Genomic DNA, 20,758 nt, shown 5'->3' on the forward strand with positions numbered 1-20,758 from the left:
GGGAAGCTTTTTTTATACCCACATTCCAATATATTCATAACGAAGGTTTATTTTGCAGCCATGAATATCCAACTTCAAGGAAAGAAAGTTTTTTTTGCCTCAGACTTTCATCTGGGAGCTCCCGACGAAACTTCAAGTAAGAAAAGAGAAAAAAGAATTCTTCATTGGCTCGACAGCATTGAGCATGAAGCAGCCGCAATTTTTCTGGTAGGGGATATTTTTGATTTCTGGTTTGAATACAATAAGGTGATTCCAAAAGGTTTTGTTAGATTTTTAGGCAAAGTTGCTGACTTAAGGGACAAAAACATTCCGGTAATATTCTTTACAGGCAATCATGACCTTTGGATGCAAGACTACTTTGAAAAGGAATTGGACGTTCCTGTTCATCATCATCCTATTCAATTAAAAATTGAAGGGAAAAATTTCCTCATCGGTCACGGTGATGGATTAGGTCCTGGAGATGCGCAGTATAAAATACTTAAACAAATTTTTACAAATCGTATTGCCAAATGGTTATTCAGGTGGTTGCATCCTGATATTGGAGTTTGGCTGGCTCAGAAATGGTCTTCCAACAGCCGGATTTCAAAAATCCAAAAGAACGAAAACGACTTTAAAGGAGAAGATGAGTGGCTATGGCAATATTGTCATCAGGTAGAGAAAAACCAGCACTTCGATTATTATGTTTTTGGCCACAGGCATATCCCCCTGGACTTACCAGTCGGCGAAAAATCCCGGTATTTCAATTTGGGAGAATGGGTGAGCCAATATACCTACGGGGTATTTGATGGAAAGCAGTTTGAAATAAAATCCCTTGAAGGATGAAGATTTTCCTAAGTCTATTAATATTCCTGATAGCTGTGATTCCTATTTCAGCACAGCATTCCGAATGGGGACAGCCAAAAGTCATTTCTTTCCCAAGACTGGATCTGCTCTCACTGGACAATCAAGGCTTCATATTTATTGCAGATTTGGAGGGCAACTTGTATCAATACAACAAAGAAGGGTTGCGGGTCAATAACTTCTCCCCTCACCGACAAGGGTCCCTGACCCAATTGGAAGCCGCTTGGACAGTAAATATATTCACTTTTTCGGCAGACTTGCAAGAATACAGGGTGTTGGATAGGTTTATCAACCCAGTAGCCGAAAATAGAATCCCTATGCAGTTTATTACACTCGCCAAAGCTGCCACTTTAGGCAATAACAGCATTATCTGGGTATATGATGAGGCAGACTTAAACATCAAACAATTAGATTATAGGCAAAACAGAGTGATTCAAAGTCAACCGCTCAACCTGATTTTGGACAGATCCTCTCTGGATGTAAAAGATATCAGGGAATATCAGAATATGCTCTTTTTGAACATAGAAGATGAGGGAGTCTACATACTGGACAATCAGGCCAATTTTCTACAGCAGATCCCCAAAAATCTTAACCAAAAATTGAGTTTTTGGAAAAACAGCCTTCTCTCTATAGAGGAAGGGAATCTGATACTGACAAATTTTCAAAACAGCAAACAAGATTCTTTCTCAATTCCTGAGGGTATCACCGCAGATCAGGTGAGCATCAATGCTTATGCGGTGATATTTTATGGCAAGGAAAAAGTATGGATATACCCAAAAGGCGAAAGTCCGCTCAGTGAAAAATAAAAATCCCGGATTTTTCAAAATTTATTGAAAATCCGGGATTCTTTTTTGGTGATTTAAAATCAGTCTATTTCAACCAAAGTGATATCAAAAATCAAATCCTGACCCGCCAAAGGGTGATTTGCATCAAGAATTACTTTTTCCTCGTCTACTCCAACAACTCTTACTGGAACAGGCTGTCCTTGCTGATTTTGCAAAGACAATTCCATACCCACTTCAGGCTTGATATGAGGAGGAACCTGAGTCAATGGAATATCCAACATCATATCGTCTCTTTTTTCTCCGTATGCTTCATTACTTGGAATGGTCACACTTTTTTCCTGACCTACTTCCATTCCTTGAACTGCAGCGTCAAAACCTTTGATCATATTGCCATCACCTAAAGTGAATTGTAGTGGTTCTCTGTTTTCTGATGAATCGAACACAGTACCGTCATTTAACCTTCCGGTGTAATGAACTTTTACTGAATTTCCTTTACTTGCTACTGACATAGTATAATTTATTTTTTTGTTAAAAAACAAAGGTAACATATTTATAGCGGGGACAAAAATATGTCCGAAAGCATCGCGGACACTGTACGGAATTGAAATAGATATGTACGTTTTTGAACATATTTTCCTGAGAAATTCGTGGAAAGCTCAGAAAATTAGGCTATTTTGACAATGGCATCATTTTGTCAAAGGATATTCGAAATATCAGACTATGGAAAATCAGCAACTTGGAAAAATCCTTATCATTGACGACAACGAAGACTTACTTTTCGCAGCTAAGATGTTGTTGAAAAAACATGCCAAAGAAGTTACCATTGAAAAAGACCCAAGAAGAATCCCCTTTTTAGTCAATAACAATTCTTATGACGTCATTTTATTGGACATGAATTTTACCGAAGATACGACTTCGGGAAAAGAAGGCTTTCATTGGCTCAAACAGATCAAGGAGATTGACCCTAGCGCTGTAGTGATTCTGATCACTGCTTTCGGGGATGTAGAAATGGCTGTTCAGGCTCTTAAAGAAGGGGCAACAGACTTTATACTCAAGCCTTGGCAAAATGAAAAGCTTCTTGCTACACTTACCTCTGCCAGTCGGCTCAAAGAAAGCTACAATGAAGTAGAAAAACTCTCAAAAAAGCAAAAGCAACTTCAGTCTGATGCCAAAAAGCCTTACACGGAAATCATTGGGAACAGTGCTTCTATGAAAAACATCTTTTCCATCATTGACAAAGTGGCCCAGACAGACGCCAATGTTTTGATCTTGGGAGAAAATGGAACGGGAAAAGAACTTATAGCGAGGGCGATCCATGACAGATCGCATCGAAAAGACGAAATCTTTGTAGGGGTAGACATGGGAGCCATTACCGAGACTTTATTTGAGAGCGAGTTATTTGGGCACAAAAGAGGTGCTTTTACAGATGCCAAGGATGATAGGGCCGGAAGGTTTGAAATCGCCGATAAAGGCACCCTGTTTCTAGATGAAATCGGTAACCTGAGCATGCCTTTGCAGTCCAAGCTCCTGACTGTGTTGCAAAAAAGAGAAGTAACCAGAATAGGCACCAACAAAGCCATACCCGTAGATATCCGCCTGATCTGTGCCACCAACATGCATGTGCATGACATGGTGATGGAAAATACCTTTAGACAGGATTTGCTGTACAGGATCAATACAGTGGAAATATTCCTTCCCCCACTTCGGGAGCGTCAGGACGATATTCCTGCACTTGCAGAGCACTTCCTGAAAATCTACAGCCAAAAATACAGGAAGGACTTTGGAGGTTTTACCGCCTCTGCCATGCAGCTGCTTCAGCGGTACAATTGGCCGGGCAACATCCGTGAACTTCAGCATGCCATCGAAAGGGCCATCATCATGGCAGAAGGAGATCAATTGGACTCAAGGGATTTCTTTTTCCTTTCGGCTAAGCCTACCAATGAAAAAATCAGCTCTCCTGCATCCTATAACTTGGATGAAGTGGAAAAGACCACCATTCAGAGGGCGATTGACAAAAATGGAGGCAATATCTCCAAAGCTGCCAAGGAACTTGGATTGACAAGGGCTTCCTTGTATAGAAGACTTGAAAAATATGGATTATAAAGTAGGATTATTGGGCAGGGTTGCCCTGTTGGCTGTTTCTCTATTTTTGCTGTCCTACTTTATATTGAGTGGAGCAGGGGTATTTGCAGTATCCCTGTTTATCATTCTCGTCATGGCACAGATTATTTTCTTTCTGAGCTATGCCGAAAGTTCATTCAAAAAAGTCAGGCAGTTTTTGGACAACATCAAGCAGGACAATTACACCAATGTTTATCCTGTCAAATTTGACGGAACAGAAACTGACGACTTACATATTGAATTCAATGCTATCCTTGCCAAACTTCAGGAGGATCAGGCTGAAAAAGAAGCCAATTACCAATATTTCAGATCTGTATTTCAGCACCTGAGTATTGGTCTGATAACTTTTGATGAAGAGGGAAAAATACAGATTGTCAACACTGCTGCAAAGCGCATGCTCAACATTCAGCAGCTCAGCCTGATTTCTGAAATCCAAGACATCAATAAAGAACTACACCAAGCCATCCACTCGCTAAGAACAGGCGGCAGCGAACTGATCAAAATTGCCCACCCTGACGGCATCATGCAGCTTTCAGTCTATGTCATTGAGCTGGTACTCCGGGACAGTAAATTCAAATTGGTTTCCTTACAGAATATCCAGAGTGAACTGGAAGAAAAGGAAATGGAAGCATGGCAGAATCTAGTGCGTGTACTTACTCATGAGATCATGAACAGCATCGCTCCGGTATCTTCCCTTGCCGCAACCATCAAAGGAGATATGGAATCCAAACTGGAAACAGGAGTTCCTGTGGTTCCGGGCGAACTGGAAGACTATCTTATGGCAATCAGCACCATTGAAAAAAGAAGTGAAGGAATGATCAACTTTGTGAGCGACTTCAGAAGCCTCGCCCATATTCCAACACCAAAATTCCAGACCATACAGTTGAAATCACTTTTTGATCAATTAACAGTGCTTTTACAGCATCAATTTGATACCCATAGAATACTGTTCAAATGCAATATTGAACCTGACAATTTGATATTGTTTGGAGACCAGAATCTTATTGAACAGGTTTTGATCAATTTAATCCAAAATGCCATTCATGCGGTGGAAGACACAATCACCAAGGTTGTGTCCCTCAATGCATTTATTGATGAAGCAGGTAAAATTATAATTGAAATCAAAGATTCAGGAAAAGGCATTGAAGCTGAGGCTCTCTCAAAAATATTCATTCCCTTTTTCACCACAAAGAAAAAAGGATCGGGAATCGGCCTAAGCCTTTCCAAGCAAATCATGAGAAGGCACAAAGGAAATATTCAAGTGAGTTCTGTGATTGGCCAAGGAAGTACTTTCAAGCTTATTTTTAATGCTTAGGAAATCAAAATAATCTTCCCCGCTTGCTGTAAACAAAGCCTGGTCCATCACAGGCAAACCAGGACATGTTAAAAAGTTTATTGTCATATGTGATATAAACAACTTCGGTAGAATCCTGATTGCAACTGGCAGCCATCTGCACATTGGTTTCAAAGGTCAGCATATAGGTTCTGGAAATATTCGGATTCATTTCCTCAACTTCCAACAACTCATATTTCCCAAAAGCTTGCGAAGGAATTTCCAGTAATTCACCTTTATTTCCCCTTTGGGTAGTCTTGATGAATGTTCCATCATCATTAAAAATATATTTTTCCTCAAAGTCCACTTCTCCATCTGCCGAGGGTATATGACTTCTGATTTCGATGAGATTCCAATAGCCCAAAACATTGAACTCAGGTTCCTTATCATCTTGATTACAGGAAACAAAGCACAGGGCCAAAAGAAGAAACAAAACGCTAAATTTTCTCATCATAACATTATATACGCAATACAAACTATTTGCGACCACTAAAGGTTGGTAAATTCAGGCAAAAACAAAAGGATGATAGCAAAATATTCATTCATACGTAATTTTAACATCTTCTTAACTATTCCTTTATACACAGCAACTAATTTTTAAAAATATTCTTTTTATAATAATATCTATTTCATTATCAAGTCATAAGCAAAGCATACTTTGCAAACAAAACTGAAAGACTTGAAAACTCACTTCAAAACAATCGTAGTTTCTGATATCCATCTTGGGACAAAGGGATCAAAAGCCAAAGAAATAGCCAGATTTCTCAAGCAATATTCCTGCGAAAACCTCATTCTGAACGGAGACATAATTGATGGCTGGCAGTTGAAAAAATCAGGCTCTTGGAAGCGGAAACACACCCGCTTTTTCAACAGGATGCTAAAGATGATAGACCAAGACAACACGAAAGTATTTTACCTCAGAGGCAATCACGATGACTTTTTGGATCAGATCCTTCCTTTGCAAATTGGTAACTTAAGTATTCAGGCGGACATGATTTATGAGAGTGAAGGGAAAAAATACTTTATCACCCATGGAGATATTTTTGACAGCATCACCACCAACCTCCGCTGGATAGCCTACTTGGGAGATATTGGTTACACCTTTTTACTTTGGCTCAATCGGCAGGTGAATTATCACAGGAGAAAAAGGGGGCTGCCTTACTTTTCACTGAGTCAATATGTCAAAGGCAAAGTAAAGTCCGCTGTATCCTATATAGACCAATACGAAGAAGAACTTGCTAAGATGGCATTGGCCAAAGGCTGTGACGGAATTATATGTGGCCATATTCATAAAGCTGAAAACAGGGATATTGATGGTATCCATTACATGAATTCAGGCGATTGGGTAGAGACCATGAGTGCTTTGGCAGAAGACCATGAAGGCAATTGGCAACTGATCTATTATTCTGAAATAGATTTTCAAAAATCAGCAGATATCGTAGAACTTCCCAAAACAATAGAACCTGAAATGAAAATCGTGGCCTTTACCAAGCTAGATCAAAATCCAGGTTTATCAGACTTTCTTTGAAATGAGGTTTCTATTTATCGTACAGGGAGAAGGCAGAGGGCATATGACACAAGCCATTGCTCTGGGACAGCTTTTGGAGAAAAAAGGCCATACTCTTACAGCTGTGTGCATAGGTAAAAGCGAAAGAAGACAGATACCGGATTTTGTTTATCAAAAAATCAATGCTCCCATCTATACATTTGAAAGCCCCAACTTTGTAACTGACAAAAGCAACAAATCCATCAGACTCACCGCCACTATTTCATATAATCTTCTGAAATGGAAATCCTTTAAGAAAAGCCTGAAGGAACTGGATACCATCATACAGGAATCAGAACCTGATGTCATCCTGAACTTTTATGATATGCTCGCCGGAATCTATTCTTTGCTTTACAGACCTTCCTGTAGCTTTTGGACGATTGGGCATCAGTACCTAGTGGATCATCCGACATTTATCTTTCCCAAAAAATCTTTTTTAAAGCGCCTGATTTTCAAATTCAACAACAAGATCACTTCAATTGGCTCAGATTTGAATTTGGCTCTATCTTTCCAGCCTTTGCCCCAATCCGGTAATAAACTACATGTACTCCCTCCCCTATTGAGAGAGGAAATCAGGACTCTCGAAGCAAAAAATGAGGATTTTATTCTGGCCTATACAGTCAATCCCGGATATGGAGAGGAAATTCTGGATTTTGCAGCAGCGCATCCTGACATAAAAGTCGAGGCTTTTTGGGATAAAAAAGGTGCAGCTCAGACCTACCAACCTCTACCAAACCTTATTTTCCACCAGATCAATGACAAGCTTTTTTTGGAAAAAATGGCTGCTTGCCGGGGATTGATCTCCACGGCCGGATTTGAATCCATTTGCGAAGCCATGTATTTGGGCAAAAAAGTCATGATGATCCCTGTCCAAGGTCAGTTTGAACAATCCTGCAATGCCTTGGATGCTGTTCAGGCCGGTGCAGGAATAATCCATGGATCATTTGACATCTCAGTTTTTGACCAGTATCTCCAATCCCTTACAGAAGCAGACACCTTTCCAAACTCTTGGCCAGATCAATTTGAGAAAATGTTTTTTGAGGTGGTGGGGGAAAACACTTCTGCAAGTGGAGAAACTTTTAGCAATTATAGCTTCACAGTATCTTTAAATACTAAGCTTCATTCCTAAACTCTTTCCCCTAATTTCTGTTATCTTGCAGACTGCGGGAGAAAGGTATAACTGCATTTTGCCCAAAATTGCCATTCCAATCCGTTAAATCGATTGCGAAGAAAAACACCCAAAATTATGGCTTCATTTTTTGACCGTCTGCCTTTGGGCTACCGCAAATTAATGTAAATTCAAGACTGCTTTAGTGTTTGCAAAACCATGAATATTGAAAAAATAAGGCTTCAGGAAGATAAGGACTGGAAGAAACATTGGAAGAAATGGGGCCCTTATCTTACAGATAGACAATGGGGTACGGTAAGGGAAGATTACAGCCCCAATGGAGCTGCCTGGGAAAATGTAACCCACCACGACGCCAAAAGCAAGGCTTACAGGTGGGGAGAAGAAGGTATTGCCGGAATTTCAGATTATAAGCAGCAAATTTGTATAGCCTGGTCATTTTGGAATGGTAGGGATCCCATGTTGAAGGAAAGGCTATTTGGGCTTACCGGCCCACAGGGAAATCACGGGGAAGATGTAAAGGAGATTTATTACTATCTGGATTCTACCCCTACCCACAGCTATATGAAAATGCTGTACAAGTATCCTCAACAGGAATTTCCTTATAAGCAGCTCATAGAGGAAAATGCTAAAAGAACCAAAAACGACCCCGAGTTTGAGCTGATTGATACCGGTGTTTTTGATCAGGATGAGTACTTTGACATTTTTATAGAATATGCAAAAAATGATGTTGAAGACATTGTAGGGAAAGCTATAATACACAACAGAAGTGATCAGGAAGAGAAAATTTGGATAGCTCCTACTATATGGTTTAGGAAGACCTGGTTTACTGGACATGAACCATTTATGCCAAAGCTTTCACTTTCAGATAAAAACAGAATCAAAGCCTATAACCCCAATAGCGGGAACTACTTCCTTTCTTTTGATGGGGAACCTGAAATTAAATTTTGTGACAATGAAACAAACAGGGAAAAACTGTATCAAATCCCAAATGAAAAAAAATACCTGAAAGACGGGATTAATGAGTTTATTGTTAACGGTGATGAATCAGCCGTAAACCCTGAAAACTTTGGGACCAAGGCTGCCGCTATTTACAAACTAACTGTCCCGGCAAAGGGGGAAGTGTCTGTCAAATTCAGAATGACACACCATTTTGTGGAAGATTCCCATAGCAATTGTGATCAAATTCTTCACGAACGGAAAAGGGATGCCGATGAGTTTTATTCCGAGGTTCAGGCCAGAGTCAAAGACGAGGATATGAGAAATATCCAAAGGCAGGCATATGGAGGAATGATGTGGACTAAGCAGTTTTACTATTACAATGTAGAAAGATGGCTTGAAGGAGATCCGGGAAGGTATTCCCCTCCCAAAGAAAGGAAAAAAGGAAGGAACAGTGAGTGGAGACACTTATACAATTTCGACATCATTTCCATGCCGGATAAATGGGAATACCCATGGTACGCTGCATGGGACCTAGCCTTTCATTGTGTCCCCTTGTCGAGAATAGATCCTGAATTTGCCAAATCCCAGCTGGTACTTTTGCTGAATGAATGGTATATGCATCCCAATGGACAGATTCCTGCTTATGAGTGGAATTTCAGTGATGTCAATCCTCCGGTACATGCTTACGCAGTTCAGCGAGTCTATCAGATAGACAAAAAAATGAACGGTGGCCAAGGGGATCAGGAGTTTCTGGAAAGATGTTTTCACAAACTGATGATCAATTTCACCTGGTGGGTCAATCAAAAGGACAGTGATGGTAAAAACATCTTTGAAGGTGGATTCTTGGGACTGGATAATATTTCTGTCATCGACAGGTCTCACGCCCATCATTATAAAGGAAAATTGGAGCAGGCTGATGCCACATCTTGGATGGCCATGTTTTCCCTGAATATGATGAGGATTTCTTTGGATCTGTGCGAATTTAACAAGACGTACCAATATACAGCCATCAAGTTCTTAGAGCATTTCCTTTACATCGCAGGAGCTATGAATAACATCTCTGGGGAAAGCATCAGTCTTTGGAATGATGACGAAAACTTCTTTTTCGACGTCTTTCACCTGCCTGGTAAGGAGCCTAAAGTCATGAAGGTTAAATCTATTGTTGGCATTATCCCTTTATTTGCCGTAGAATCAATCAGACTGGATATGTTTGACAGCCTGCCTGACTTCAAAAACCGAATGGAGTTTTTCCTGAAGGAGAAACCCAAACTTGCCGCACTGGTTTCCAGCTGGATCCAACCAGGATTTGAAAAAAGAAGGCTTTTCTCTTTATTAAGAGGCCATAGAATGAAAAGTATCCTCAATAAGATGCTTGATCCGAATGAGTTCCTCAGTGAATATGGAGTGAGGTCTTTGTCAAAAGACCATGAAAAAAAACCTTATTCTGTCCGGATCAATGGAGACAACCTGACGGTCAAGTATACTCCTGGAGAATCCGACTCCCTAATGTTTGGTGGCAACTCCAACTGGAGAGGACCGATCTGGTTTCCGATCAATCATTTGATCATAGAGTCATTGAGAAAGTTTGATTATTACTATGGAGGAGAGTTTTCCATAGAATATCCTACAGGTTCCGGAAATTATGTGACCATGGATATCATTGCAAGAGAGTTATCCCTGCGTTGTATCAAGATTTTCCTCATAGACAAAGACGGCCGTAGACCTGTATATGGCCATCATCCAAAATTTCAGGAAGATCCTCATTTCAAAGACTACATCCTTTTCTATGAATATTTTCACGGTGACAATGGAAGGGGCATGGGAGCATCCCATCAGACCGGTTGGACAGGATTGGTGGCTGAGATGATCCATAAATATTACAAATCAGAAAAAAAGACCAGTGAAAATGTTGAGTCCGTTTTTAGAATCCAATAGACTGGAAGCTGGATGTGATGAAGTAGGTCGGGGATGTCTATGCGGTCCCGTGGTGGCCGCAGCAGTGATTCTTCCCGAATCCTTTGCCAACGAACTGGTAAACGACTCCAAAAAACTCAAAAAACAGGACCGGACGGCCTTAGTCACAGAAATCAAACTTGAAGCCATTGCTTGGGCGGTGGCAGAAGCAAGCGTAGAAGAAATTGACCAGATCAATATCCTTAACGCTTCATTTCTGGCCATGAACCGGGCTGTGCAGGCTCTGCAAACCCAACCTGAACATTTGCTTATCGACGGAAACAGGTTCAAAACCACTTTGAACATCCCCTTTGACTGTATCATCAAGGGAGACGGAAAGTATGCCAGCATTGCTGCTGCATCCATCTTGGCCAAAGTGTACAGAGATGAAATGATGGCGGAATTGGCGGAGCAATTCCCCGGCTATGGATGGGAGAAAAATGTAGGTTACCCTACCAAGGCCCATAGAGATGGAATCCGAAAACACGGTCTTACTCCCCTTCACAGAAAAACTTTCAAACACTTACCAGAGCAGCTGAAAATGGAGTTTTAGGATTTAATTATTTTTTTTATAGAATATAATTATAATCACAAATCATTGTTTATAATATAAACGCTTCAGTAACCATGATAGAAAAGGTTGTTTTAAATGATTTCTCAGTATTTGTAAACAACTATTCCAGGTTCTCTGTCTTCAGTAATACAATAAAATATTCTTTCACTTTCATTTACGGTTAGTGATCTAATTGGAAAATCAAGATCAAACCAACTTAAAGGATTTCCTTCAAGATCAAATTGCAGAATGGTATTAGACCTATAGCCAACATCCTTGATTTCTGCATCTGTTCTGCCTATATAAACGAAAAAAACCGTTTCTTTTCCCACAAAAATATCATTATATCCTCTGGGGACATGGCTTTTCACATTGGCAGACTTCCCACTATTTGTTTCAAAAATATCATACTCCAATTCTACATCACTAGGCCCATAAACATTAATCCAGTTATTATTTTCTACATCTAAAAGCTCAAAACTCTCAAATTTGATACTTGCATGACCTAGAATACCTGAATGAGGATTGAAATCAATTGGCCCTTGATACAAGCCAGATAGCATATAACTTTCTTCGCGATCAATCGGTTTATCTTCATTCCAAGGCCTTAAAGCATTTACTTTATTACCTAATGTATCAAAAACCATATACTTATGATCTGTCATACTTGTATAAGAAACAATTTTATTTGGATCCAGCCAATGGTTGGAAAACCCATAAAACCAATCACCTTTTTGATTAATTGACTGAATAGCTTTGAAAGTTGAATCAGTTAGATCAAACTCATGAATCTTTTTCATGTTCAGATCATAAACCCAAAAGGAGTTATCTTTTAATGAAGGAAATATATCCCAAACAATTGAATTGATTTCTCCTGGCCCATCTCCTCGGATACCTTTACTGAATAAATATTCAAGTTTGCCTTCGCTTATAAAATGTAAAAGGGTATCATTTCCATCAGTAGATACAACTAAGAAATCTTTTACCAAATGGATTTTTTTGGGATTAACTAATTCTACAAATTCTTTTTTATCTCCCTTTAATTTAGTTACTTCTGAAAATGAGTCTTTTGTTATTCTTTTTTGATTATCATTTTTTATTGAACAGTTAAAAAAAATTAAGAGAAAGATACAGGTTATAATATATTTCATTTTTCTTTTGTTTTTTTTATGGATTAAATAGAACCTGGCCAAATCCAAGTCTTCTACTAAAGACTTATTCAAATCAAAAAAAAAAATATTAAAACCAAATAACTATTTATTTTTTTTAACAATTAAAATATTCAACTTTTTATTCGTTTAAATATATTTCAAAAATCCTCGAAACTGGTTCTTTGTCTTGGGATAAGCCTTCAACTTTCACCAAAACCCGCTTGGTCTGTCTGGACATTTCAAAATGGATAGGAATACTGGTCCCTGATTGGGCCCACTCCAATTTAGGATTCCAATAAATCGCCGACCTATAGGGAATGACTCCTTCAAATTCATTAAAAACAAGAAAATCAAGAACTTTGGAAAACCCTGAAGGAGAAAATATATGGAATTTCTATCATTCAAATAGCTAATACCACATCAACTTAAACAACTAACTTCTAAAATAAAAGCAAGTTGGTGTTAAATCATATTGGCAATAAGAAAAAATAAATAATACTTAGACCCTTCATTCATCTGCATCTATAGCTTCCACTATAAACACAGGTTTTCCAGGAGATGAAGGCTGAGTTCTACTTACTCCATAAACCAAAAATTTTCCGTTATACCAGTATTGGTAGTTAGGAACATCAATCTTCCAAAGCTTATCTTTTCTAACCACTGATCTTCTGATTTCCAGATCTTTAGAGTGGGCATCCTTTTCTAACATAAAGATTTTTTCACCAGGTGGATTTCTCTTGTTTTGATTCCCACGATAAGCAAAATAGAGCGTACCCTCATCCAAGGTGAAATGGTATGGGGACCAAAGCAGGCTAGTGTTGTAATATACCTTCACTGACTTATCAAAGACCTTCTTCCCCTCGGCATCGATTTGAATAAAGTGAATGAATTTTCTATCATATGAAGGAAAAACGGCTGCCATTGCTACAGATTGTCCATCACTTACTGCATCTACTAAATGTACTTTCTTATTCAAGCGCTTTCTGACCTTTTTTGGAGGTGATTTTCTATAGTCATAAAAACCCTCAAAATCTCTAAATCTAAAAGTTTCAAAATGGGTTTTCATTTCCTCATCTATAAGTAGGTCAAAATATCCCGAAAACCATTCTCCTTTCTTATGGCTGTAAGTCCCGACAATTCTTATTCCTTCGCCAAAATCCACCAATTTGGCTTGTTGGATATAAGACTTTTCTTTAAAAGGTAGATCTACCTTAATGTTCATCACCCTTGTTCCTTGGTGATCATAAGAAACTACCTGCAGACTTTGATTGAAATCTTTTTTTTCATCCAAAATCAAGACGTCGGAATGTTCTCCTCCATTCATGTCCACAACTCTCAAATTAGATCCTAAAAGTTCCGTCACAGTCTGTACCGACTGCATCTCAAAGTCATAAACCTCCAATAAGCATCCCCCTTCAATTGAAATTTGGATAACCACTCCATTTTTTATTGCTTTGATTTTGGACGGTATCATTATTGAAGAATTAAAAGAAAATTTCTGAAAGCTACCTGTCTCCAAGTGTCCCAATAGGATTGTTTTCCGACTGCTTTGAAAGGGATCTCCTGACGCTACGAAAACTACATGTCCATCAAGTAAGTCCCATGCCAAATGCCTGATCCCATTTCCTAAATTGGTTTCAAAAAAATTAATATTATTGAGATTCTCATCCTTAAGGTAAATCGAAAAATCCCCAGAAGCCTTCTCAAGTCTATAATTTGCAATTGTTTTGCCAATATTGACAAGTCCAAACTCTATAAGATTTCTATTTTGATCAAAAGCAACTGTCTGTGCAAATAGATGAGATTGACAAAAGAAAAAAATAAAAGAAATAGCAGTATTTATCTTTAATGCCATATGCAAATTAACGGCATAACTTTGGACATTGTTGAAATATGGGCAAAAAAAAGTCCCGAAATTTCGGGACTTTAGTGCGCACGAGAAGATTCGAACTTCCACACCTGTAAGGCACCACCCCCTCAAGATGGCGTGTCTACCAATTTCACCACGTGCGCGGGTCAAGGTCTGCAAAAGTAGAAAGGAATGCCTTTCACTGCAAATCTTATTTTTTTATTTTTAGATTACTTTGCTTATGTGTACTCACAATCAGCAGCTTATTTTACATAGATCTTCCCTTCTGCTGCCAAAAGGGTATTGTATAGCAAGGAGGCTATAGTCATGGGACCAACTCCACCCGGCACAGGGGTGATAGCAGAGGCTTTTGCCGCTACTTCATCGAATTTCACATCTCCTATCAACCTGAAGCCTGACTTTTTGGAAGCATCTTCAATTCTATGAATTCCCACATCAATGACTACTGCACCTTCTTTAACCATATCGGCAGACACAAACTCAGGCTTGCCTAGTGCTACAATCAAAATATCAGCAGTTTTGGCGATCTCAGGAAGATTTTTGGTTCTGCTGTGTGTAAGGGTAACCGTGCAGTTCCCTGGATTGTCATTTCTGGCCATCAAAATACTCATGGGAGAACCCACGATATGGCTCCTACCTATGACCACACAATGCTTTCCTGAAGTTTCGATATTGTATCTTTTCAGCAATTCAACAATTCCATAAGGTGTTGCAGCCACGTATGCAGGCCAGCCCAGGGTCATTCTTCCCACATTGGCAGGGGTAAATCCGTCTACATCCTTTTCAGGTTTGATTTTATCCGTGACTTTTACTACAGAAATATGTTTGGGAAGCGGAAGCTGCACGATCAAACCATCAATATCAGGATTTTGGTTGATGTCTTCGACTACTTTCAGTAGCTCCTCTTCGGAAACCGTTTCTTCCAATCTTACCAAAGTAGACTCAAAGCCAACCTGTTCACATGACTTCACTTTCGCACCGACGTAGGTTTGACTTGCCCCATCACTTCCCACCAGTATGGCCGCCAAATGCGGGATCTTTCCCCCTTCGGTTTTAATTTCGGATACCCGCTGGGCAATTTCAGTTTTGATTTTTTCAGATGTGGCTTTACCGTTGATCAGTGTTGGCATTTGGATGTAAATTAATTTATGAGTTATGATTTACGAAGTACGATATTCGATTTACGATTTACGAGGCTGAACCTGACTTTAAACTTCAATTATTGATTCAATCTGGATTAGGATAATTGGATTTACGAACGACGAATTACGATTTACGAGGTTTATTTGTGATTTGAACTTTTCTTTTTGATTCAACCTAGATTAGGATAATTGGATTTACGAACGACGAATTACGATTTACGAGGCTGAACCTGACTTTAAACTTCAATTATTGATTCAACCTGGATTAGGATAATTGGATTTACGAACGACGAATTACGATTTACGAGGTTTATTTGTGATTTGAACTTTTCTTTTTGATTCAACTTGGATAAGAATATGGATGATAGTTATTGAAATCTTGAAGTTTTGATACTTGCAACAATAATGGCAACAAGTTCATCAGCTTCTTTAATTAGGCGTTTGATTTCAGGAATCAACTCATGGTTGGTATTTATTTCATCAATAACTTCTAGAAAGAATTGGCTTTCATCCCCTTCTTCCTCCACTATTTTCAATTTGTTAATAAAATCTGCCTTCGATTTTGCCCTACCTGATGCACGGTAATTTGCAGCAACAGAGCTTGAACATCGGATCAATTGATTGACAAAAGCATTAAATTCCCTCGTATGTGGCAATTTAGCGCAAAGACGCCAAACATCAATCGCAAATTGCTTCGTCCTATGCTGCATTTCAAGTTTCATATCCACAACCCTTTTTGTTACAAATAAAAAACCACTCTATTGTGTCTGCAGGTAACATTACAATTTCACGCCGTAAATCGTAAATCGTAAATCGTACATAAGACCAATCATCGAATAATGAATATCGAATCGGCTATACTTACCGCATATACCCCTTAATCAAGCTTCAAAACCGCCATAAATGCCTCTTGCGGCACTTCTACGTTTCCAACTTGTCTCATTCTCTTCTTCCCTTTTTTCTGCTTTTCGAGAAGTTTACGTTTACGGGAAATATCACCACCATAACACTTGGCCAATACGTTTTTACGCATCGCTTTCACCGTTTCTCTGGCAATGATTTTTGTTCCGATTGCGGCTTGTATGGCAATTTCAAACATCTGTCTTGGCACAAGTTCCTTGAGCTTTTCACATAGCCTTTTTCCCCACTCGTATGCTTTATCTCTGTGAACTATGGCAGAAAGGGCATCCACCACTTCTCCATTGAGCATAACATCCAACCTGACCATATGGGACTGCTTAAAGCCTATCAGCTCATAATCCAATGAAGCATATCCTCTGGAAATAGTTTTTAATTTATCAAAGAAGTCAAATACAATCTCTGCCAATGGCATGTCAAAACTCAATTCCACCCTATCGGAAGTAAGGTAAACCTGATTTTTGATCTGACCTCTTTTCTCCATACACAATTGTATCACCGATCCTACATAATCGGCAGCTGTAATGATAGTAGCTTTCACAAATGGCTCCTCAATATGTTTGAACCTTGTTGGGTCAGGCATATCAGATGGCGCATTGATCAACTTGATTTCATCATTGGTCATCAAGGCCCTGAACTGTACCGATGGTACAGTAGTGATCACCGTCATGTCAAATTCACGCTCGAGCCTTTCCTGTATGATCTCCATATGGAGCATGCCAAGGAAACCACAACGGAACCCAAAACCCAAAGCTGCCGAAGTCTCAGGTTCCCAAACAAGAGAAGCATCATTGAGTTGAAGCTTTTCCATGGAAGCCCTCAATTCCTCAAAATCCGTGGTCTCCACAGGATAAATCCCTGCAAATACCATAGGCTTCACATTTTCAAAACCCTTGATGGCTGTGGTACAAGGATTCTTGACGTGGGTGATCGTATCACCGACTTTTACTTCTTTGGCGACTTTGATGCCTGAAATCAAATAGCCCACATTTCCGGCAGACATGTTTTTTTGAGGAATCTGATTGAAACCAAGAATCCCAATTTCATCAGCTTCATATTCCCTGCCTGTATTGACAAATTTGATCTTGTCTCCTTTATTGATAGTACCATTGAAAATCCGGAAGATTACTTCCACGCCTCTGAAAGGATTGTAAACAGAATCAAAAATCATGGCCTGAAGTGGCTCGTCAACATTCCCCTTTGGCGCAGGGATTTTTTCAACTACCGCATTCAATATATCTTCTATTCCCAAGCCTTCTTTTCCAGAAGCTAAAATAATATCTTCTCTATCGCAGCCAATCAGCTCTATAACCTCATCAGCGACTACCTCAGGATCTGCACCGGGAAGATCGATTTTATTCAATACAGGGATGATTTCCAGGTCATGACCAATTGCAAGATACAAGTTGGAAATGGTCTGCGCCTCAATCCCTTGAGAAGCATCTACAATCAACAGCGCGCCTTCACAGGCGGCAATTGACCTGGACACTTCATAAGAAAAATCCACGTGTCCCGGCGTATCAATCAGGTTGAGGGTGTATTCCTCGCCCTTGTAATTGTACTTCATTTGAATGGCGTGGGACTTGATCGTGATCCCTCTCTCCCTCTCCAGGTCCATATTGTCAAGCAATTGGTCCTGCATCTCCCTATCAGTTACGGTATTGGTAAACTGAAGGAGACGGTCTGCTAGTGTACTCTTGCCATGATCAATGTGGGCAATGATACAGAAATTTCTAATTTTTTGCATATTCATTCTGGGCGCAAAAATAGATAAAATTATGGGTTTTCTTGGTATACTAATCAAAGGTTAACCTTTTTTGTTTTCCATATCAAAGCTTTTAAAGATTAATTCCGCCCAGAAACTGCTTTATCTTTTTTTAACAGTTGATTTTACTTTAAAAGCTATCAAAAAAGGCCTAAACTTATTTTCTTTGTATGAGCAATCCTTCTCCCTTACATGAAATCTGTAGCTGAAAAAAAGAAATCCCAAAATATCCCTGAATACATCATATACATGTATCAAATGGAAGATTTGATCAGGGCATATCAGTTCAATTTGGATGAAATCAAGCAATATGTGATTGCTCATTACCCTATTTCTGATGAAGAAAAAGAAGATACTCTGAATTGGTTTTCGGGCTTGGCCAATCAAATGAGAAAAGAAAATATTTCTACAAAAGGGCACCTTGATGAGGTACAGACATATGTTAGCGATTTAGCAAAAATCCACTGGTCCTTAATCAAATCTGATAAAACCTATTTTGAACATTATCAAAAAGCCAAACCACATATCGTCCAATTGGTCATAGAGGCAGGCGAAGATGCTCCTTCCAATGAAATTCAGGTTTGCCTGAATGCTGTATATGGATTGCTTCTCGCCAAACTGAGAGGGAGAGAAATTCCCAAAGACATGGATGAAGCCACAGATGCCTTTGGAAATGTGCTGAGCTATCTCAATTGGATCTATTTTTACAATCAGGAAAAAAGTGTGAGGGAGAATTGATTACTCCATAAACTCATACACACTTTTATAACAATTTTTCTCCTCCACATAATCCAGAAAAGCCGTATAAAAGGAATGACTGCTTAAGGTGGCGCTGTCTCCAATCACGATCATCTTTCTTTTTGCACGGGTAAGGGCCACATTCATCCGCCTGGTATCTGCGAGAAAGCCAATTTCCCCTTTGGCATTGGAGCGGACCAAGCTGATCAGCATGACGTCTCTTTCTCTACCCTGAAAACCATCAATCGAATCTATGGTCAAAAACTCTGAGTATGAGCGAAGATTGGGAAATTCATATGTATCAAAAAGCAACTCATTTAACCGTCTCACCTGGGCCCTGTAAGGAGCAATCAACCCAATGCTGAACTCTCTTTCTTTCAGCTGCCGGAGACCGATTCTTTTGACAAATGATTCCAGATAATTTAAGGCAAATCTGGCCTCTTCCAAGTTGTAAGTACTCAGAGATTCTTCTTCCACCTGCTCATTATATCCGGAACCTGAGGTATCGACAAATTCCAAAACAGGTTCTTCTTCAAGAATATAATGTGCTTGGGTATTAGGAGCCGCCATCAGCTCCCCTTGATAAAAGTGCCTGTTGGAAAAACCCATGATAAGCTCATGCATCCTGTATTGCTCTCTCAACATTACCGCACTACTCGGTTGCCTCAAAATGGCCTTTTCAAATAAAGTAATACCCAAACCGGATTTGGAGGCCTCAAATGACTTGATGGTAGGAGGCAGCTGTAAGTGGTCTCCGGCCATCACTACTTTTTTTGCCTTTTGGATAGGAATCCATGTAGCAGCCTCCAAGCCCTGACCTGCCTCATCAATGAAGACGACGGGGAAACTAAAACTCTTCAAATATGATGATGCAGCTCCTACCAAGGTACAAGCGATCACTTGGGAAGATTGAAAAATATCATAAACAATGTAGTCTTCGAGACTTTTTGCCTCGTCTCTACAGCGGTCTGCTTCTTCAAAATACCTTCTTCTCTGCATCCTCTCCTCATGCCCAAAGCTTCGTTTGTATTTCTTCCCCATCTTGACCAATTCATCAATAGACTTTTTCAAACGCTTCAAATCCTTATAACTAGCATGATTGGCTATTTTGGCATCAAGAGTCTGTAAAAGTATTTGCTCCTCCACCCGGGCAGGATGCCCCATTCTAAGGGCAGAAATATTTCTTTCTGAAAGTTTTTCCACCAAAAGGTCTACCGCTGCATTGCTGGGAGCACAGACCAATACTTGGCTATTGGTTTCTAGGGACTTTTCTATGGCGGCAACCAAGGTAGTGGTTTTACCTGTACCAGGAGGACCATGAATTATAGCTAAATCTGTTGCTTTCGAGGCCATGGCCACAGCTTCATTCTGTCGGGAATTCAACCGATCAATGGCTATCAATTCTAGCTGTTGGAATGCAGCTTCCTTTTCTCCCAAAAGCACCCTTTTCAACTCCCCCAACCTACTGTTGTCCGCTTTAGAAACAGCAAGGAGCGCAATTTCCATTTCCCTATAACTGGCTTCATCAAAAAGCAGATCTATTCCAATCTTGCCTTTGTGAAACCATTCAGGTAATTCTTCCAACTGAAGTGTCACAGTCATCACATCTTTTTTGATTTGGTTGATTACACCATTGATTCTGTTTTTTGGAGAACTATATAATTCATGATTTGAAAAAATAGAAACAGATTTTCCGGATTGAAAAAGGTGTGCTTGTTTGCTATCCGATCTTTCAAGATCTATTATCAATCGCTCCCCATACCCAAATCTGGTCTTTTTCAGGTTGACCGGGTACCAACAGATGCCCTCTTCTTTTTTGTCTAAAAGTGAACTGTAAAGAAATTTTTTCTTGTACTGTTCTAGGTCTTCCTGCCATTCCTGTTTTAAAAGTTTTAAAGAAATTTTTAATTCTTCCTGTATTTTTGTCATCTATTACTAAATTTAGCTCAAATCTAACAGTTAAACTCTACCCCTA

At 39.4% G+C, this 20,758-nt stretch carries 17 protein-coding genes and 1 tRNA gene; 9 read left to right on the top strand and 9 right to left on the bottom strand.

From position 1 onward, the window contains the following. Window positions 1-60: 60 nt before the first annotated feature. Window positions 61-822 carry a UDP-2,3-diacylglucosamine diphosphatase gene (locus A33Q_RS14430; RefSeq protein ID WP_009033572.1) on the top strand — a complete coding sequence of 254 codons (762 nt, stop codon included), beginning with the start codon at window positions 61-63 and terminating at the stop codon, window positions 820-822. After that, window positions 819-1,646 (top strand): hypothetical protein, encoded by an 828-nt coding sequence (locus tag A33Q_RS14435; RefSeq protein WP_009033573.1) that lies wholly within the window; start codon window positions 819-821, stop codon window positions 1,644-1,646. The genes A33Q_RS14430 and A33Q_RS14435 overlap by 4 nt, the downstream gene beginning before the upstream one ends. Before the next feature lie 59 nt (window positions 1,647-1,705). On the opposite strand, the gene A33Q_RS14440 is transcribed toward A33Q_RS14435, so the two are convergent. Continuing rightward, window positions 1,706-2,134 carry an FKBP-type peptidyl-prolyl cis-trans isomerase gene (locus A33Q_RS14440; protein WP_009033574.1) on the bottom strand — a complete coding sequence of 143 codons (429 nt, stop codon included), beginning with the start codon at window positions 2,132-2,134 and terminating at the stop codon, window positions 1,706-1,708. A 211-nt stretch (window positions 2,135-2,345) separates the two neighbouring features. On the opposite strand from A33Q_RS14440, the gene A33Q_RS14445 reads away from it, so the two are divergent. Next, on the top strand, window positions 2,346-3,728 hold the full coding sequence (locus A33Q_RS14445; protein ID WP_009033575.1) for a sigma-54-dependent transcriptional regulator: 1,383 nt from the start codon (window positions 2,346-2,348) through the stop codon (window positions 3,726-3,728). Beyond that, window positions 3,718-5,061, top strand: a complete 1,344-nt coding sequence (locus tag A33Q_RS14450) for a sensor histidine kinase (protein ID WP_009033576.1) — start codon at window positions 3,718-3,720, stop codon at window positions 5,059-5,061. Before A33Q_RS14445 ends, A33Q_RS14450 begins: the two co-directional genes overlap by 11 nt. Before the next feature lie 4 nt (window positions 5,062-5,065). On the opposite strand, the gene A33Q_RS14455 is transcribed toward A33Q_RS14450, so the two are convergent. Further along, complete coding sequence (locus A33Q_RS14455) at window positions 5,066-5,533, bottom strand: hypothetical protein (protein WP_051394855.1); 468 nt, start codon at window positions 5,531-5,533, stop codon at window positions 5,066-5,068. Between the two features lie 225 nt (window positions 5,534-5,758). Between A33Q_RS14455 and A33Q_RS14460 the strand changes: the two genes are divergently transcribed. From A33Q_RS14460 to A33Q_RS14475, 4 genes are all read left to right on the top strand, one after another. Then, a complete protein-coding gene (locus tag A33Q_RS14460) occupies window positions 5,759-6,607 on the top strand; it encodes a UDP-2,3-diacylglucosamine diphosphatase (RefSeq protein WP_040490515.1) in 849 nt (282 codons plus the stop codon). Window position 6,608: 1 nt separating this feature from the next. Further along, window positions 6,609-7,754, top strand: coding sequence for a glycosyltransferase family protein (locus A33Q_RS14465; RefSeq protein WP_009033579.1), 1,146 nt, complete (start codon window positions 6,609-6,611; stop codon window positions 7,752-7,754). 198 nt (window positions 7,755-7,952) lie between these two features. Next, complete coding sequence (locus A33Q_RS14470) at window positions 7,953-10,628, top strand: MGH1-like glycoside hydrolase domain-containing protein (protein ID WP_009033580.1); 2,676 nt, start codon at window positions 7,953-7,955, stop codon at window positions 10,626-10,628. Further along, window positions 10,600-11,199 carry a ribonuclease HII gene (locus A33Q_RS14475; RefSeq protein WP_009033581.1) on the top strand — a complete coding sequence of 200 codons (600 nt, stop codon included), beginning with the start codon at window positions 10,600-10,602 and terminating at the stop codon, window positions 11,197-11,199. The genes A33Q_RS14470 and A33Q_RS14475 overlap by 29 nt, the downstream gene beginning before the upstream one ends. A 104-nt stretch (window positions 11,200-11,303) precedes the next feature. Here A33Q_RS14475 and A33Q_RS14480 read toward each other — a convergent pair whose 3' ends face one another. From A33Q_RS14480 to lepA, 6 genes are all read right to left on the bottom strand, one after another. Beyond that, window positions 11,304-12,350, bottom strand: coding sequence for a BF3164 family lipoprotein (locus tag A33Q_RS14480; RefSeq protein WP_016255303.1), 1,047 nt, complete (start codon window positions 12,348-12,350; stop codon window positions 11,304-11,306). 508 nt (window positions 12,351-12,858) lie between these two features. Further along, the gene (locus tag A33Q_RS14485) at window positions 12,859-14,205 is read right to left on the bottom strand and encodes a hypothetical protein (RefSeq protein ID WP_009033583.1); all 1,347 of its coding nucleotides are present in this window, start codon (window positions 14,203-14,205) and stop codon (window positions 12,859-12,861) included. Window positions 14,206-14,280: 75 nt separating this feature from the next. Continuing rightward, a tRNA-Leu gene (locus A33Q_RS14490) sits at window positions 14,281-14,363 on the bottom strand. Between the two features lie 99 nt (window positions 14,364-14,462). Continuing rightward, window positions 14,463-15,350, bottom strand: a complete 888-nt coding sequence (locus A33Q_RS14495; protein ID WP_009033584.1) for a bifunctional 5,10-methylenetetrahydrofolate dehydrogenase/5,10-methenyltetrahydrofolate cyclohydrolase — start codon at window positions 15,348-15,350, stop codon at window positions 14,463-14,465. 380 nt (window positions 15,351-15,730) lie between these two features. After that, window positions 15,731-16,084, bottom strand: a complete 354-nt coding sequence (locus A33Q_RS14500; RefSeq protein ID WP_009033585.1) for a four helix bundle protein — start codon at window positions 16,082-16,084, stop codon at window positions 15,731-15,733. 155 nt (window positions 16,085-16,239) lie between these two features. Beyond that, a complete protein-coding gene (lepA, locus tag A33Q_RS14505; protein ID WP_040490476.1) occupies window positions 16,240-18,033 on the bottom strand; it encodes a translation elongation factor 4 in 1,794 nt (597 codons plus the stop codon). Window positions 18,034-18,237: 204 nt separating this feature from the next. On the opposite strand from lepA, the gene A33Q_RS14510 reads away from it, so the two are divergent. After that, window positions 18,238-18,783, top strand: a complete 546-nt coding sequence (locus tag A33Q_RS14510; protein WP_009033587.1) for a DUF4924 family protein — start codon at window positions 18,238-18,240, stop codon at window positions 18,781-18,783. Here A33Q_RS14510 and A33Q_RS14515 read toward each other — a convergent pair whose 3' ends face one another. After that, complete coding sequence (locus tag A33Q_RS14515; protein ID WP_009033588.1) at window positions 18,784-20,712, bottom strand: AAA domain-containing protein; 1,929 nt, start codon at window positions 20,710-20,712, stop codon at window positions 18,784-18,786. It lies immediately after the preceding gene. Window positions 20,713-20,758: the final 46 nt, after the last annotated feature.

The sequence above is a fragment of the Indibacter alkaliphilus LW1 genome (assembly GCF_000295935.2).
Taxonomy (GTDB): Bacteria; Bacteroidota; Bacteroidia; order Cytophagales; family Cyclobacteriaceae; genus Indibacter; species Indibacter alkaliphilus.